The sequence below is a fragment of the Streptomyces sp. Ag109_G2-15 genome, assembly GCF_900215565.1.
GTDB lineage: Bacteria > Actinomycetota > Actinomycetes > Streptomycetales > Streptomycetaceae > Streptomyces > Streptomyces diastatochromogenes.
In genome coordinates, this window is the sequence record NZ_OCNI01000001.1 from 2311797 (window position 1) to 2324769 (window position 12973).

General features: G+C 72.1%; 16 protein-coding genes. 6 read left to right on the forward strand and 10 right to left on the reverse strand.

Going from position 1 to position 12973, the window contains the following annotated elements; all coding sequences use genetic code 11:
• Nucleotides 1-8: 8 nt before the first annotated feature.
• Nucleotides 9-839, reverse strand: coding sequence for a M55 family metallopeptidase (locus tag CRP49_RS10080; RefSeq protein WP_097253075.1), 831 nt, complete (start codon nucleotides 837-839; stop codon nucleotides 9-11).
• 78 nt (nucleotides 840-917) lie between these two features.
• On the opposite strand from CRP49_RS10080, the gene CRP49_RS10085 reads away from it, so the two are divergent.
• Both CRP49_RS10085 and CRP49_RS10090 read left to right on the forward strand, forming a co-directional pair.
• On the forward strand, nucleotides 918-1199 hold the full coding sequence (locus CRP49_RS10085) for a hypothetical protein (RefSeq protein ID WP_097253076.1): 282 nt from the start codon (nucleotides 918-920) through the stop codon (nucleotides 1197-1199).
• Nucleotides 1200-1300: 101 nt separating this feature from the next.
• Nucleotides 1301-3121, forward strand: a complete 1821-nt coding sequence (locus CRP49_RS10090) for a phosphatidylglycerol lysyltransferase domain-containing protein (protein WP_097253077.1) — start codon at nucleotides 1301-1303, stop codon at nucleotides 3119-3121.
• Here the strand turns inward: CRP49_RS10090 and CRP49_RS10095 are convergent.
• The 7 genes from CRP49_RS10095 to CRP49_RS10125 form a co-directional block, all read right to left on the reverse strand.
• Nucleotides 3105-4376, reverse strand: coding sequence for an ArgE/DapE family deacylase (locus tag CRP49_RS10095; protein WP_257033354.1), 1272 nt, complete (start codon nucleotides 4374-4376; stop codon nucleotides 3105-3107). The two genes, CRP49_RS10090 and CRP49_RS10095, sit on opposite strands and share 17 nt — an antisense overlap.
• Nucleotides 4377-4514: 138 nt before the next feature.
• Nucleotides 4515-5930: a HAMP domain-containing sensor histidine kinase gene (locus CRP49_RS10100; protein WP_097253078.1), complete on the reverse strand. Its 1416-nt coding sequence runs from the start codon at nucleotides 5928-5930 to the stop codon at nucleotides 4515-4517.
• Nucleotides 5930-6664, reverse strand: coding sequence for a response regulator transcription factor (locus CRP49_RS10105; protein ID WP_094215675.1), 735 nt, complete (start codon nucleotides 6662-6664; stop codon nucleotides 5930-5932). Before CRP49_RS10105 ends, CRP49_RS10100 begins: the two co-directional genes overlap by 1 nt.
• A 123-nt stretch (nucleotides 6665-6787) precedes the next feature.
• Nucleotides 6788-7372: an FMN reductase gene (locus tag CRP49_RS10110; protein WP_097253079.1), complete on the reverse strand. Its 585-nt coding sequence runs from the start codon at nucleotides 7370-7372 to the stop codon at nucleotides 6788-6790.
• Entirely contained in the window at nucleotides 7369-8454 is a 1086-nt protein-coding gene (locus tag CRP49_RS10115; protein ID WP_097253080.1) for an LLM class flavin-dependent oxidoreductase, read from the reverse strand. The genes CRP49_RS10110 and CRP49_RS10115 overlap by 4 nt, the downstream gene beginning before the upstream one ends.
• A gap of 92 nt (nucleotides 8455-8546) precedes the next feature.
• A complete protein-coding gene (locus tag CRP49_RS10120; protein WP_097253081.1) occupies nucleotides 8547-8975 on the reverse strand; it encodes a GNAT family N-acetyltransferase in 429 nt (142 codons plus the stop codon).
• Nucleotides 8976-9080: 105 nt separating this feature from the next.
• Nucleotides 9081-9971, reverse strand: coding sequence for an NADP-dependent oxidoreductase (locus CRP49_RS10125; protein WP_097253082.1), 891 nt, complete (start codon nucleotides 9969-9971; stop codon nucleotides 9081-9083).
• Nucleotides 9972-10104: 133 nt separating this feature from the next.
• On the opposite strand from CRP49_RS10125, the gene CRP49_RS10130 reads away from it, so the two are divergent.
• The gene (locus CRP49_RS10130) at nucleotides 10105-10506 is read left to right on the forward strand and encodes a helix-turn-helix domain-containing protein (RefSeq protein WP_097253083.1); all 402 of its coding nucleotides are present in this window, start codon (nucleotides 10105-10107) and stop codon (nucleotides 10504-10506) included.
• Here the strand turns inward: CRP49_RS10130 and CRP49_RS10135 are convergent.
• On the reverse strand, nucleotides 10503-10979 hold the full coding sequence (locus tag CRP49_RS10135) for a MarR family winged helix-turn-helix transcriptional regulator (protein ID WP_097253084.1): 477 nt from the start codon (nucleotides 10977-10979) through the stop codon (nucleotides 10503-10505). The genes CRP49_RS10130 and CRP49_RS10135 overlap by 4 nt on opposite strands.
• Nucleotides 10980-11033: 54 nt before the next feature.
• On the reverse strand, nucleotides 11034-11498 hold the full coding sequence (locus CRP49_RS10140; RefSeq protein WP_097253085.1) for a hypothetical protein: 465 nt from the start codon (nucleotides 11496-11498) through the stop codon (nucleotides 11034-11036).
• 131 nt (nucleotides 11499-11629) lie between these two features.
• Here CRP49_RS10140 and CRP49_RS10145 point away from each other — a divergent pair, with 131 nt between their 5' ends.
• Genes CRP49_RS10145 through CRP49_RS46770 form a run of 3 tightly spaced genes read left to right on the forward strand, consistent with a single transcriptional unit; the run spans nucleotide 11630 to nucleotide 12943 of the window.
• Entirely contained in the window at nucleotides 11630-11968 is a 339-nt protein-coding gene (locus tag CRP49_RS10145; RefSeq protein WP_097253086.1) for a YnfA family protein, read from the forward strand.
• A gap of 52 nt (nucleotides 11969-12020) precedes the next feature.
• The gene (locus tag CRP49_RS10150) at nucleotides 12021-12797 is read left to right on the forward strand and encodes an SDR family NAD(P)-dependent oxidoreductase (protein WP_094215683.1); all 777 of its coding nucleotides are present in this window, start codon (nucleotides 12021-12023) and stop codon (nucleotides 12795-12797) included.
• Complete coding sequence (locus tag CRP49_RS46770) at nucleotides 12797-12943, forward strand: hypothetical protein (RefSeq protein ID WP_179851563.1); 147 nt, start codon at nucleotides 12797-12799, stop codon at nucleotides 12941-12943. Before CRP49_RS10150 ends, CRP49_RS46770 begins: the two co-directional genes overlap by 1 nt.
• The last annotated feature ends 30 nt before the right edge of the window (nucleotides 12944-12973 follow it).

The window sequence follows — 12973 nt, forward strand, 5'->3', positions numbered from 1 at the left end:
CGCGGGCCCTAGCAGTACGGCGGCTGGTTGGTGAGCGAGGCCGCCACGCGCATCCACACCCCGAACAGCCGGTACAGGGACGGAAGATCGCCGCTCACCCGGACCGTCCGGCTGTCGTCCGCGGTGACCCCGGGTATGCCGAGCAGCGTGGACGCGACCGAGGCGGACTGCCAGCGGACGGCGAGGGTCGCCTCGGCGGCGGGGGCCGACGGGAGCGCGGGCCGCTGAGTCAGCGCCCGCGCCACGCCCTCCTCGATGGCCTCGCGCGCCTCGGCCGCCGGGCGCAGTCTGGCCGCGAACCGGTCGTGGGCGTACTTCACGGGGACGGTGACGACCGACGCGTCCCACGCCGTCATCTCCGCGCACGCGGCGTCGTCACCCGTGAGGGCCACCACGGGGACGCCCAGGGCCGCCGCGGTGGCGTGGGCGAGGCCGATCTCCCCGACGGGGCGGCCGTCCAGCCAGATGTCCTCGATCTCGTGGCCCATGAAGCTGTGGCTGAGCACGCCCAGGGCACCGGCGCGGGAGTGGTAGCCGACACAGAGCGCGGCGTCGTACTCGGGCCCGAGCCCCTCCAGCATGCCCATCTGCTTGGGCTTGCCGCGGACCAGGCGGGCGGCCGGGTGCAGCGCCTCGGGCAGCAGGTTGCGCATCGGCCCGTGGGCGTCGTTCACGAGGATGTCCGTCGCGCCCGCCGCCAGCGCGCCTCGCACGGCCGCGTTGACGTCCTCGGCCATCATGGAGCGGCCCCGCTCGTAGTCCCGGCCGCCGGGCTGGACGTCGTCGGCGTCGACGAGCCCGGTGATGCCCTCCATGTCCACACTCAGATATATCCGCACACCGCCGACCCTACCGACCCTACGTAATGTAGGTTCCCAACCGCCAACGGCCACACGTCTGTTCATCGGGGGAACACCATGCAGCACACGGAAACGGAGCCGAGCCCAGCACGGGAGGCCGGTGTGCGCGGTCTCGCCCCGACGCTGACCCTGCTGGTCGGCAGCCTCCTCGTCGCCGCCGTCGGCGTGTACGAGCTGTGCGGCTTCGGGCTGCACAGCCTCGACCGGCGCCCGCACCTGTTCAGCGACGGCCTGGCGACCGGCGGGGTGATCGTCGCCGTGGTGGCGGCCGGGGCGGCGGCGGGCAACCTGGCGTGGACCCTGGCGGCGGCCCGGCGCGGCGGGGAAGGCTCGGGATGAGATCCTGTGCGCAGACATGCGTACACCCGTACACATGAGCGGTACCCTACGAGCTGTAGGGTCAGCGTTGCCCCGTCCCCCTCCCCAAGGTGCCCGCCACCATGCCCGCACAGCAGTCGAGCCTGAACACCCCACAGGTCCCCGCTCAGCGCAAACCTCGCGCCCGCATCTCCTTCCCGCGCACCGGTGACGGCCGGCTGCGGAAGCGGGCGGCGACGGCCACCGTCTGGTACCTGCGTCTGCAGGTGGTGCTCAACATCGTGGCGGTCGTCTCGCTGCCGTTCCGCGAGGAGGTGCACGAGCACAACGGGGGCGCGTTCTTCACGCCGTACCTGGCCACCGCCGGCCTGGGCTCGGCGGCCCTCGCCCTCTTCCTCGCGGTCGTGATGCGCCGCCGCAAGCGTGCCGCCTGGGTCTTCAACCTCCTCCTGGCCGGCCCGCTCTTCTCCCTCTACGTCCTCGCCCTCACCCGCGACCCCTACCGCGAGCACCTCTTCAACTGGCTCTCCGCCGCCCTGACCGGCCTGTTCGTGGCCGCCCTGCTGCTCGGCCGGCGCGAGTTCGACGCCATCGGTGACCGCTCCAACCCGCGCCTGGCGCTCGCCGTGGGCACCGGCGGCACCCTGCTCAGCGCCGCCCTCGGCACCCTGCTCGTACACGCGACCAACAAGCTGCCCGGCGCCACCCTCAAGGACGAGATCGCCTACACCCTGCTGCGCGGCATCAGCGTCGGCCCGCTCGCCGACCGTGTCGACGCCGTCGACGCCCCCCGCTGGACGGACGTGATCGTCAACGTCCTGATCGCGGCGACCTTCCTCCTGGTCCTCTACGCCTGCTTCCGCGCCCCCCGAGGCGCCTGCCTGCTGGCCGCCGAGGACGAGCGGAAGCTGCGCGCGCTGCTGGACCGGCACGGCGAACGCGACTCCCTCGGCTACTTCGCCCTGCGCCGCGACAAGGCCGTCGTCTTCTCCCCCAGCGGCAAGGCGGCCGTCACCTACCGCGTCGTCGGCGGCGTCAGCCTGGCCTCCGGCGACCCCCTCGGCGACCTCGAGGCCTGGCCCGGCGCCATCGACGCCTGGCTGGCCGAGGCCCGCCGCCACGCCTGGACGCCGGCCGTCATGGGCGCGAGCGAGGAGGCCGGCACCGTCTACGCCCGCCACGGTCTTGACGCCCTCGAACTGGGTGACGAGGCGATCGTCGACCTGGCCGACTTCACCCTCGAAGGCCGGGCCATGCGCGTGGTCCGCCAGGCCCACAACCGCGTCCGCAGGGCCGGCTACACGGTCCGCATCCGCCGCCACGAGGAGATCCCCGACGAGGAGATGGCCCTCCTCGTCGACCGCGCCGACCACTGGCGCGACGGCACCACCGAACGCGGCTTCTCCATGGCCCTGGGCCGCCTCGGCGACCCCGGCGACGGCCGCTGCGTGATGCTCGAGTGCCGGGACGCGGACGACGTCCCCCGGGCCCTGCTCAGCTTCGTCCCCTGGGGCGAACAGGGCCTCTCCCTCGACCTGATGCGCCGCGACCGCGACTGCGAGAACGGCCTGATGGAGTACATGGTCGTGGAACTCCTGCTGCGGGCCGAGGAGCTGGGTGTCCAGCGGGTGTCCCTGAACTTCGCGATGTTCCGCTCGGTCTTCGAACGCGGCTCCCGTCTCGGCGCCGGGCCCGTGCTCCGCCTCTGGCGCTCGGTCCTCACCTTCTTCTCCCGCTGGTGGCAGATCGAGTCCCTGTACCGCGCGAACGCCAAGTACCGCCCGGTGTGGGAGCCGCGGTTCCTGCTGTTCGCGAAGAGCAGCGACATCCCGCGCATCGGCCTGGCGAGCGCCCGGGCGGAGGGCTTCCTCGCCCCACCCGCACTCCCGGCCCTCACCCGCCGCAGGCACCGGACCTGCCCGGAGGTCACTTCACCCCGGTAGTCCGCAGCACGGTGAGCACGAGGGTCCGCGCCACCTCCACCACCTCACGAAGGGACACACACTCCCGGGGGCTGTGCGCGACCCGCACGTCCCCCGGCCCGTACTGCAGCGTCGGGATCCCGGCCCCGGTGTACAGGCGCAGATCGCTCCCGTACGGCGCCCCGCGCTCCCGGGGCCGACTGGCCCAGCCGTTGGCGTCGGCGCAGGCGTCGCGCACCTCGTCCCGCAACGGATGCCCCTCCGCAAGCCGCCCGCTCGCGAACTGCCCACCCGTCCAGCTCACGCTCGCCGGATGCTCCCGCAGCCAGGGGTGCCCGGCGCAGACCTCGGCCACACACCGCTCGAACTCAGCGCGCGCCTCGGCCGGTTCCTCGCCCAGCAGCACCCCGAGCCGCCCCTCGGCGACCAGCAGGTCGGGCACGCTGCTCGCCCAGTCACCGGACCGCAGGGTGCCGACGGAGAGGGCGTACGGGATCGGGTACTCGGCCATCAGCGGCGAGGGGTCGGCGTTGCGGGACGCCTCCAGGCGGGCCAGCGCCTCGTGGAGCGGCAGGTAGGCGTCGATGGCGCTGACGCCGGCGTCCCGCGAGCTGGCGTGGGCGGCCTTGCCCGGCACGGAGAGGCGGAAGGTCAGCGCACCGGCGTTGGCGGTGATGAGCGTCCCTCCGGTCGGCTCGGTGATGACGCAGGCGTCACCGCCGTACCCCCGCTTCAGGGTGCCGAACGCACCGATCCCACCGTCCTCCTCCCCCACGACGAAATGCACGGCAACCCGCCCCCGCAGTCGAAGCCCCGCGGCCCGGATGGCGGCGAGCGCGGCGAGATGGGCGACGACCCCCGCCTTCATGTCACAGGCCCCCCGCCCGTACATGAGGTCGTCCCCGACCACCCGCGGCACGAACGGATCCCCGTCCCAGGCGGCGAGATCCCCGGGCGGTACGACGTCCACATGCCCCTGGAGAATCAACGTCGGCCCGTCACCGCCCCCCTCGGTGAGCCCCACCAGCCCCCACGCCTCTTCGCGCGGCACCTCCATACCGGGAAACGCCGGATCGGCCAGCAGCGCGGGCAGATCCATGGACCACAGATCGACCTCGAGCCCGAGCCGCTCCAGCCACCCGCCCAGCAGATGCTGAATCTCCGACTCGGCGGCGCTCCCGGTCACACTCGGAATCCGGATCAGCTCCATCAGCATCCGCCCGACGGCCGCCTCGTCGACACAAGCAAGGGCAGCAGCCTCCTGATCACTGAGCACGGGAACTCCCCTCCCGAGGCAACATTCCGCCCCGATCATGACCCCCAACAGCCACGGGGAACAGCCCCCGCCCACCCGCACCCGCCGACGGCGAAGCCGAGGCGGCCGTGTCCGCCGAAGCGCCGCAGGCAGCCCGCGTCAGACCCCGCCCCCCACCGTGAACCCGATCACCGCCCCGCCCCCTTCCCGCCGAAAGGCGAACGGCGCCCCACCGTGCGCCATGGCAACCTCACGCACGATGGACAACCCGAGCCCCGACCCCGGCAGAGACCGCGCATCGGCGGCCCGGTAGAACCGGTCGAAGATCCGAATCAGATCCCCCTCCGCGATCCCGGGCCCCCGGTCCAAGACCTCCACCCGCACGGCCCCCGGCCGCGAAGGCCCCATGATGTTGATCTCGATCGGCTCCTTCCCGCCCCGATCGAACTTCGCCGCGTTCTCGACCAGATTGGACAACGCCCGCTGCAGCATCCCCGGCCGCCCGTCCGTCCGCGTGTCCCCACTGGTCCGCAACACGATCTCCCGCCCCGTACGCCGCTTGGCCAGCCCCATCACGTCCTCCGCGATATCGGCGAGATCCACCCGCTGCGGCGGCTCCGTGTCGGACTGTCCCGCCGCGAGATCGACCAGCTCATTGACCAGATCGGTCAACTCCCGTGCCTCCTGCGTGAGATCGGCGACGAGTTCCTCCCGAGTCGCCGGCGGAAGCTCGTCGATCCTGCGCAGCAGCGAGATGTTCGTACGCAACGACGTCAGCGGCGTCCGCAGCTCGTGCCCCGCGTCCTGGACCAGCCGCCGCTGATCCTCCTCGGACTGCGCGAGCCGCCCCAGCATCCGGTCGAAGGCACGCCCGAGCCGCCCCACCTCGTCCAGACCCGCGACCGGCACCTCGATGCCCAGCTGCCGGGTGCGGGCCACGTCCTCCGCGGCGGAGGTGAGTATCACCAGGCGCCGGGTGATCCGGCGGGCCAGCCACCAGCCGAACAGCCCCGCGGCCACCACGACCGCCGCCATCAGGATCAGCGTCCGCTGCTGCAGCGCCCGCAGCAGATCCTCGGTGTCGCTGAACTCCTGCGCGACCTGCACCGCGCCTTTCCCGTCGCCGAGCGACACGGTGGCGATGCGGAACAGGTCCTCGGCGACCCGGACGTCCTTGTGCTGGACCACCCGGCCGGCCCCCTGCGCGGTGGCCACGGCCTTGTCCCGGGCGGTGACGGGCAGCACCGGACTGCCGTGGTCGACGATCTGCCCCTGCGCGCCGAGCACCTGTACGTCGGTCCGGGCCGGCCGGACCAGGTCATGACCGGGGCGGGAGGAGGAGAAGTCCTCCGGGACCATCTCGTGCTGCCGTACCTCGTCCTGCACGTCCTGCACGACCTGCGTGAACACCGACTGCTGGTCGACCCGGACCAGGCGCGCCGCGGAGCCGTAGGACAGGATGCCGACGAGGATCGTCACGGCGGCGGTGACGGCCGCGAAGGACACCGCGAAGGTGGTGCGCAGGGAGACGAGCTTGGGCCGGGGCCCGGCCGGCAGCCGCCAGCGGCGGCCCACTAGTCCTCCCGCAGCACGTAACCCACGCCCCGGACGGTGTGGATCAGCTGGGGAGCCCCGGGCTCGTCCAGCTTGCGGCGCAGGTAGCCGACGTACACGGCGAGGTTCTTCGAGCCGGGCCCGAAGTCGTAGCCCCAGATACGGTCGTAGATCGTGGAGTGGTCGAGGACGATGCCGGCGTTGCGGACCAGCAGCTCCAGCAGCTCGAACTCGGTGCGGGTCAGCTCCAGCTCACGCCGGCCGCGCCAGGCCCGGCGGGCCTGGAGGTCCATACGGATCCCCGCGGCCTCCACCTGCCGGTCGGAGACCTGCACCTCCCGCCCGCCGTCACCGCCGGGAGCCGCGCTGCCACCGCCCGCGGCCACCGGACTGGTACGGCGCAGCAGGGCCCGCAGCCGCGCGAAGACCTCCTCCACGTCGAAGGGCTTGACCACGTAGTCGTCGGCGCCGGCGTCCAGGCCCGCGATCCGGTCGGCGGTCTCCACCAGGGCGGTGAGCATGAGGATCGGGGTGCGGTCGCCCTCGGCCCGCAGCACCCGGCAGACCTGGAGCCCGTCGATGCCCGGCATCATCACGTCGAGCAGGAGCACGTCCGGCGGGGTCTTGTGGGCCTGCGCCAGCGCTTCCACGCCGTCGGCCACCGCCGTCACCTCGTACCCCTCCAGGCTCAGGGCACGCTCCAGGGCGTGACGGATGGCACGGTCGTCTTCGGCGAGCAGCACAGTCTGGGGCACATCCCCAGTCTGCCAAGGCCTCCGGCGGTTCGGCCGGGACGAGCGGGTCTACGATCACCCTTTTTACCCGGCTCTCACCGTCACAGGGGCAACCTCGACCGGAGGCCTACCGTCTTTTCACCGTCAGGCGCTCAGTCGCGCCAGCTGCTCCGCGAAGGGCACCACGGCGCTGTCGTCCTTGGCCGGCCGGGCCGCCGACAGCCCCTGCATCAGGGCGGCCAGCTCCCCCGCGGCCTTCTCGGTCCGCTCGGGCAGGCCCTCCGCGCCCCAGTCCTCCGAGGCGGCGTACACGGCGGTGGGCACGACCACGGCCCGCAGGTAGGCGAAGAGCGGACGGAGCGCGTGCTCCAGCACCAGGGAGTGCCGCGCCGTACCGCCGGTCGCCGCGATCAGCACCGGCTTGCCCGCCAGGGCGTCCTTGTCCAGCACGTCGAAGAACGACTTGAACAGCCCGCTGTAAGACGCGGTGAACACCGGCGTGACCACGATCAGCCCGTCCGCCTCCGTCACCGCGTCCAGCGCGGCGGCCAGGGCGCGGCCCGGGAAACCGTTGGTGAAGTTGTGCGCGATCTCGACCGCGAGGTCGCGCAGCTCGACCACCTGGATCTCCACCGGCGTGTGACGGTCCACGGCGGCGGCCAGCCGGTCGGCCAGCAGCCGGCTGGAGGACGGGACGCTCAGCCCCGCCGAGACGACGACGAGCTTCATACGGTGGTCACCTCGTTCTTGGCGAGCAGGGAAGCGTGGGTGGGAGCCTCCGGCACGTTCGCCGGGCGGCCGTTCGCGAACTCCTTGCGCAGCACCGGTACGACCTCCTCGCCCAGCATGTCGAGCTGCTCCAGCACGGTCTTGAGCGGCAGCCCCGCGTGGTCCATCAGGAACAGCTGACGCTGGTAGTCGCCGGCGTACTCGCGGAAGCTCAGCGTCTTCTCGATCACCTGCTGCGGGGAGCCCACGGTCAGCGGGGTCTGCTCGGTGAAGTCCTCCAGCGACGGCCCGTGCCCGTAGACCGGCGCGTTGTCGAAGTACGGCCGGAACTCACGCACCGCGTCCTGCGAGTTGCGGCGCATGAACACCTGGCCGCCGAGCCCGACGATCGCCTGCTCCGGCGTGCCGTGCCCGTAGTGGGCGTAGCGGGTCCGGTACAGCTCGACCATCTGCTTGGTGTGGTCGGCGGGCCAGAAGATGTTGTTGTGGAAGAAGCCGTCGCCGTAGTACGCGGCCTGCTCGGCGATCTCCGGGGAGCGGATGGAGCCGTGCCAGACGAACGGCGGTACGCCGTCCAGGGGCCGCGGTGTCGACGTGAACCCCTGCAGCGGGCTCCGGAACTTCCCCTTCCAGTCGACGACGTCCTCGCGCCACAGCCGGTGGAGCAGGGCGTAGTTCTCGATGGCCAGGTTGATGCCCTGCCGGATGTCCTGCCCGAACCACGGGTACACCGGCCCGGTGTTGCCGCGCCCCATCATCAGGTCCATCCGCCCGTCGGCCAGGTGCTGGAGCATCGCGAAGTCCTCCGCGATCTTCACCGGGTCGTTGGTGGTGATGAGGGTCGTGGACGTGGAGAGGATCAGCTTCTCCGTCTTCGCGGCTATGTAGCCGAGCATCGTGGTCGGCGAGGACGGCACGAAGGGCGGGTTGTGGTGCTCGCCGGTGGCGAACACGTCGAGCCCGACCTCCTCGGCCTTGAGCGCGATGGCGACCATGGCCTTGATCCGCTCGCGCTCGGTCGGCGTACGCCCCGTGGTGGGGTCCGGCGTGACGTCGCCGACCGTGAAGATCCCGAACTGCATGGTCGCTCACCCTCCAGGTTGTTGACTGTTCAACTATACCCCTGGAACGGCGCCTGGGTCCGAGCTATTCCCCCCTTCCCTACGCCTCCCCCCTACAGCGGCTTCACGAAGTGGAAGGCCCCGATCTCCATCCGTTCCCGCAGGTAGAAGCGGTGAGCGGCGGTGCGCTGGGTGCCCGAGTCGAGGTTCAGCTCATGACAGCCGAGCGCCCGGCCGCGCTCCTCCAGGTGTCCGAGGAGTGCCCGGCCGACTCCGCCGGACCGGGCGGCCGGGCTGGTCACCAGGTCGTCGACGTAGAGCTGACGCAGCGAGACGGTGTTGACCAGCACCCGCCAGCCGGCCACCCCCACACAGGCCCCGTCCTCGTCGTACGCGGCGGAGAACCGCAGCCCCTGCGGACTCCCCTCCGCATACACCCGGGCGAACAGCTCCTCGGTCAGATGCGGACGCAGCTCCCGCAGCACAGGCAGCACCTCGGCCCCGAGCCGCGGATCCCCCGGCTCCAGCTCAATGATCTTCATGCCCGCACCCTAGAGGCCGGGGAGGCTCAGCACCCCTTCGTCCACCAGCCGCACCCCGTCGACACAGGCCCCGAGCCGCACCGCCCGCGCCCCAGGAGGCCCCCGCTACGGCACCAGCACCAGCCGTCCGCGCACCCCGCCCTCGGCCAGCCGCACGTGCGCCTTCACCGCCTCCTCCAGGCCGAACGTCTCAGCCACCCGAAGGCTCAGCACCCCTTCGTCCACCAGCCGGACCAGCTCCGCCAGGCGGGCCCCGTCGGCGCTCACCGCCACGGACGTGGTCCGCACCCCGCGGACCGGGGCGGGCTGCTGGCCGGGCCGGGCGCTGACGAAGGCACCCCCGTCGCGGACCCACTCCAGCGCCGGCTCGCCGAGCATCGCCGCGTCCAGCACCGCGTCCACGCTCCCCGGCGCGACCCCCTCGGGCGTGAAGTCCGCGGCCCCCAGGGACCTCACCAGCTCCTCGTCGGCCGCCCGGGCCTGCCCGGTCACCGCGATCCCCCGGTGCGCGGCCAGCTGCACCGCGAACCCGCCCACCGCGCCCGCCGCACCGGTCACCAGCAGCGACCCGCCCGGCTCCAGTTCCAGCAGGTCGAGGGCCTGGACGGCGGTCAGCGCGTTCAGCGGCAGGGTGCCGGCGTGCACCGCGTCCACCGTGGCCGGGGCCTTGGCCACGGCGTCCGTCGCCACGACGACGTACTCGGCGTGCGCGCCCAGCGGATCGGCCACGCCGCCCGCGAGGGCCACCACCTCGTCACCCACCTGCCAGGCCGCGGCCACCCCCACCGCGTCCACCGTCCCGGCCACGTCCCAGCCGAGCCCCAGCGTCCGGCCCGCGCCGCCGAAGAGACCGGCCCGCACGGCCAGGTCCACGGGGTTCACGGCACTGGCCGCCACCTTGATCCGCACCTGCCCGGCCCCCGGCTCCGGCACCGCCACGTCCACGATCTCCACGGCCTCCGGACCACCGAACGTCGTCACCACAGCAGCACGCATGTCAACTCTCCCCGATTACAAGGCATTTGATGTACTTCGCGGCAATTTCCCGGCCGCAGCACCAACCCTAGGAGAGCTACTATCCATCGGTAAGTAGTTACCTGAGAGTGCGTAGGGGACCCGGAGGAGAGCCATGGCGACCACAACCGCAGCCCAGCGGCGCGAGCAGGCCCGTATCGACTACGACGCCTTCCTCGCCGCCTGCCCCACCAACCACCTCCTCGGCAGGCTCAGCGACAAATGGGTCAGCCTCGTCGTCGCCGCCCTGTCCCCCGACCCCATGCGCTACAGCGACATCGGCCGCAAGATCGCCGGCGTCAGCCCCAAGATGCTCACCCAGACCCTGCGCACCCTGGAACGCGACGGCATCGTCTCCCGCACGGTCACCCCGTCCGTCCCGGTCCGGGTCGACTACGCACTCACCCCGCTCGGCCGCAGCCTCGCCGGCCTGCTGACCGCGGTGAAGCAGTGGGCGGAGACCCACTTCGACGAGGTACAGGAGGCCCGCGAGCAGTACGACGCGGAGAACGTCTAGCGCTGCTCCCGCAACCGGGCGATCTGCTCCCCGCCGAACTCCACGGTCCGCTCCATGTGCCGGATGATCACGGCCAGTTCGGCGTCGTCCAGCTCGTCGAAGATCCGGGACCAGTCACCGGCCAGCGCGTCCCACATCCGCCCGAACTCGGCGATCTTCTCCGGCACGGTCGCCACCAGCACCCGCCGCCGGTCCGTGTCGTCCCGCTGCCGTACGACGTACCCCGCCCGCTCCAGCCGGTCCACCAGCCGGGTGGCCGACCCGGTCGTCAGCCCCGTCAGCTCCGCGACCCGGCCCGTGGTGACCGGCTCCACCTCCAGCGTGAGCAGGTTCAGGCACTGCAGGTCGGTGGGGTGCAGCCCGATCCGGTCGGCCACGGCCTGGTTGAACAGGGCGTACGACGCCATGTACCGCCGGGACACCACGCCCAGCTCCGCCAGTAGCCTGGACCGCCCGGTCCCGTTCCCGGCCATGCCGCACTCCCCTTCGCCTGCGTGGTGCAGAGATCGTACGACGGTCCGGGCACCTCAGAAGGCGTACGCGTCCCCGGTGTCGAGGACGAGGACCTTCAGCTGGTCGTTCGAGCGGTCCTTGTCGACCGCGCCACCGTTCCAGGCGGTGTCCACCTCCAGCGTGACCTCCGACGGCTCCTCGGCGAGCCGCACGGTCACCCCGAGCTGCTCCCCGGACTCGCCCGGGGCCAGCGCCCCGGTGCCGCACACCACCGTCCGCTCGTCCGTCCGCGCACACCCGTCCGGCAGCTGCTGCTCCTCGGCGAGCGGCACCGACCAGCGCAGCTGCACACTCGCGCCCGACACGGCCTCGGGCCCGTCGTTGTGCGGACTGACCCGGACCTCCACCCGGTCCCCGTCCATGACGGCACTCCCGTGAAAGGACAGATCGGCCTCGGGCGCGGCAGCGGCCCCGGCCGGCCCGGCCACACCCGCGGCCACCAGTACGGCACCACACGCACCCAGCACCCACGACCTCATCCGCACACCACCTCGCCTCAGACCTCGTCACTCGGACCGCGTCCCGTATGCCGTACGGATGTATGCCACGCCAGCCGGTCGTCCACCGCCCTCCAACAGGTGACACCACACCCGCGTGCGAAGCTGCCCGCATGTCGATCCTCCGCTCCGCCGCCCTGTTCGTCGTCGCCGCGCTGTTCGAGATCGGCGGCGCCTGGCTGGTCTGGCAGGGCGTACGCGAACACCGCGGCTGGCTGTGGATGACCGGCGGGGTCCTGGCCCTGGGCGCCTACGGTTTCGTCGCCACCTTCCAGCCGGACGCGCACTTCGGCCGCATCCTGGCCGCGTACGGCGGGATCTTCGTGGCCGGCTCGCTCCTGTGGGGCGTGGTCGCCGACGGCTTCCGGCCCGACCGCTGGGACATCACCGGAGCCCTGATCTGCCTGGCCGGCATGGCCGTGATCATGTGGGCCCCAAGGAACGGCGCCTGACCCTCGCCTACGCTGGAGGGGCGCCGACCCTTCTCTCTCCCAGGAGCAGCCCATGGCCCCCGCCGCCCCGTCCGCAGCCTCCCGCATCGCCGTCGTCACGGGTGCGAGCAGCGGCATCGGCGCCGCCACGGCCCGGCAGCTCGCCGAGGCCGGATACCGCGTCGTCCTCACGGCCCGCCGCGTGGACCGCATCGAGGCACTGGCGAAGGAGATCAACGCGGCCGGCCACGCGGCGACGGCCTACCAGCTGGACGTGACGGACCGCGCGGCCGTCGACGAGTTCGCCACGGCCTTCCAGACGATCGGCGTGCTGGTCAACAACGCCGGCGGAGCCCTGGGCGCGGACCCGGTGGCCACCGGCGACCCGGCCGACTGGCGCACGATGTACGAGACGAACGTCCTCGGCACCCTGAACCTCACGCAGGCCCTGCTCCCGAAGCTGGAGGCGAGCGGCGACGGCGTGGTGGTCGTGGTGTCCTCCACGGCGGGCCACGGCACCTACGAGGGCGGCGGCGGCTATGTGGCCGCCAAGCACGGCGCGCACGTCCTCGCCGAGACGCTGCGCCTGGAGATCGTCGGCCTGCCGGTCCGGGTGATCGAGATCGCCCCCGGCATGGTCAAGACGGACGAGTTCGCGCTGACCCGCTTCGGCGGCGACACGGAGCGGGCGGAGAAGGTCTACCAGGGCGTGGCCGAGCCCCTCACCGCCGACGACGTGGCCGAGACGATCACCTGGGCGGTCACCCGCCCCAGCCATGTCAACGTGGACCTCCTGGTCCTGCGCCCCCGCGCCCAGGCCTCCAACACCAAGGTGCACCGGGAGCTGTGATGCCGGACGAGGACTCCCTGGAGAAGCGCCGCCTGGCCCAGGAGACCAAGAACGAACGCCAGGTCTGGTACTTCCTGGGCTACTTCCTCTTCGGCATCCACGTCATCGCGTTCGTGATGATCTACGCGGTACGCCACGCGAAGTGAGTGATCGGGGCTGACGGCACCCGAGGTTGC